Origin of the sequence: Mesorhizobium sp. M2A.F.Ca.ET.037.01.1.1 (assembly GCF_003998075.1) — a bacterium.
GTDB lineage: Bacteria > Pseudomonadota > Alphaproteobacteria > Rhizobiales > Rhizobiaceae > Mesorhizobium.
The window spans coordinates 1-2,231 of record NZ_RZSA01001026.1; the positions used below are offsets into that span (position 1 = coordinate 1).

The 2,231-nt window shown below is 64.4% G+C and carries 4 protein-coding genes; all 4 read left to right on the plus strand.

The annotated features are described in order from the left end of the window. Window positions 1-420 (plus strand): hypothetical protein (locus tag EOA27_RS32885; protein ID WP_348639882.1); only part of this gene is annotated, 420 nt, incomplete at its 5' end. An 86-nt stretch (window positions 421-506) separates the two neighbouring features. Further along, window positions 507-1,058, plus strand: coding sequence for a copper chaperone PCu(A)C (locus EOA27_RS32890; RefSeq protein WP_126081157.1), 552 nt, complete (start codon window positions 507-509; stop codon window positions 1,056-1,058). Between the two features lie 30 nt (window positions 1,059-1,088). Beyond that, window positions 1,089-1,607 (plus strand): YcnI family protein, encoded by a 519-nt coding sequence (locus EOA27_RS32895; RefSeq protein WP_126081158.1) that lies wholly within the window; start codon window positions 1,089-1,091, stop codon window positions 1,605-1,607. Between the two features lie 51 nt (window positions 1,608-1,658). Continuing rightward, on the plus strand, window positions 1,659-2,231 hold a 573-nt coding region (locus EOA27_RS32900; RefSeq protein WP_145970699.1), incomplete at its 3' end, for a copper resistance protein CopC.

Sequence of the window (2,231 nt, forward strand, 5' to 3'; positions counted from 1 at the left end):
ATCGTCCGTGTTACGGTCGATCGAATTTCCGGGAGAGGCTTTGCGTTGCATATCCGGCTGAGACGATGGAGCATGCCGGCCGCGTTCGTTGCGGCGCTGCTCCTGTTGCTTCAGTCCTCTCTCGGCGCTTTCGCCTTCGGCGGGCCGTCGCAGCTCGATGCCTTCGGCAACGTCATCTGCACGCATGAAGGGGCCATAAAACTCCCCGGCGGCGATCCGCACCAGCAGCATATGCCGGCCTGCTGCTCGCTCGGCTGCAGCATGGTTTCGCCAGCGCATCTGCCGCCGCCGGAAGCAGGCGCGGTGGCCGGAACCGGGCTTTTCGAGGCGGTCACCTTCCAGCTTCCGGCCTTCCGGCATCAGGATTTCGCCCGCGACCGTTCTCCGGCCAATCCGCGCGCGCCGCCGGCAATAGTCTGATCCGCGGAATCCTCCGCGGGCCCGTTCATCAAAGATCACTGTTCGCGGCCGCAAAACGGCGCGATTCTCATATTCATGGAGCAACCATGTCCAAGCTTCTTTTCAAGGCGCAAACCTTCGGCCTTCGCGGCGCGCCGTTCCTTTTCCAGCAGCGCATTGGCCTTGCCGTGCTCAGCCTTCTGCTTCTCCTGGCTTGCGTTCCCTTCGCCATCGCACATGAATTCAAGGTCGGCGACCTCGAGATCGAGCATCCCTGGTCGCGGGCGACGCCGCCCGGCGCCAAGGTGGCCGGCGGCTATTTCACCGTGGTCAACAAGGGCAGCGCGCCCGACCGGCTGCTGTCGATTTCCTCCGACATCTCCGACAAAGTCGAGCTGCATGAGATGGGCGTCAAGGACGGCGTTATGACCATGCGGCCGGTCGAGGGCGGGCTGGAGATCCCGGCCGGCGGCAAGGTCGCGCTGAAGCCCGGCGCCTACCATCTGATGTTCACCGGCTTGAAGCGGCAGCCGAAGCAGGGCGAGAAATTCCCGGCGACGCTGACCTTCGAGAAGGCCGGCAGCGTCAAGGTCGAGTTTGCCGTCGAAGGCATGGGCGAGACCGGCAGTGGCGACATGGACATGGACCACGCCGAATAATCCGCCAAATCGAAATCAGAGGGACAATTCATGATGAAGTATCTTCTGGCGGCGGGCGTGCTTTGCGCGCTCGGAACCAATGCCGCGCTCGCCCATATCACGCTGGAAACGCAGGAAGCGGCTGTCGGCTCCACCTACAAAGCAGTCTTGCGCGTGCCGCATGGCTGCGAGGGCAAGGCGACGACGGCCGTGCGCGTGCAGATCCCCGAAGGCGTCATCGCGGTGAAGCCGATGCCCAAGCCCGGCTGGACGCTGCAGATCAAGAAGGGCAAATACGAGAAATCCTACCAGCTCTATGGCGAGACGCTGACCACCGGCGTGAAGGAAGTGGACTGGAGCGGCGGCAATTTGCCGGACGAATTCTATGACGAATTCGTCTTCCGCGCCTCGCTGGCGGCCGACCTGCCGGCCGGCCAGATGCTCTATTTCCCGGTGGTGCAGGAATGCGGCGACGCCACCGACCGCTGGATCGAGATCCCGGCGGCGGGCCAGGATGAGGACGCCTTGGAAAGTCCGGCGCCCGGCATCAAACTACTGCCGAAGAGATGATCTTTATTGGCGCGCTCCATCGGGGCGCGCCACCATTTCCTGTAAGACGGCATGAACGCAGCACAATCTTCCCCGACGATGCGCCTGCATACCGGCCCGATTGCCTGGCTGGTGGCACTGCTCGTGGCGATGGCGGTGTTGGCCATGCCCGGGCGAGCCTTCGCGCATGCGGCGCTGGTCGCGACAGATCCTGCCGACGGCGCCTTGCTGGAGCAAAGCCCGGCGCAGTTTTCGCTGATCTTCAGCGAGCCCGTCTCGCCGCTGGTGCTCACTCTTGTGCGGCCGGACGGCTCGCAGCTTGCTTTGACATCCTTCCGTCTCAACGACCAGACGGTCGAGATCGACAATCCCGAAACGCTTAAATACGGCACGCATGTTTTGAGTTGGCGGGTGGTGTCGGTCGACGGCCATCCGGTCGGCGGTTCGGCGCTGTTTTCCATCGCCGCGCCAAGCGCGGCACCGACCGCGGGCGAAGCCGTGGACTGGACGCTGCGCGCGGCGATCTGGGCCGCTAGGTTGTTTTTCTATGCCGGCCTCTTCCTCGGCGTCGGCGGCGCGTTCGCTCTCGCCTTGCTGGCCGGGGACGTGCGCCGCGGCCGGCGCTTTGTCGCCGCGGCCCTCATT

Bases quoted from the DNA above. Each gene is read 5' to 3' on its own strand.
- EOA27_RS32895 (WP_126081158.1), top strand. From the start codon at position 1,089: ATGATGAAGTATCTTCTGGCGGCGGGCGTGCTTTGCGCGCTCGGAACC.
- EOA27_RS32890 (WP_126081157.1), top strand. From the start codon at position 507: ATGTCCAAGCTTCTTTTCAAGGCGCAAACCTTCGGCCTTCGCGGCGCG.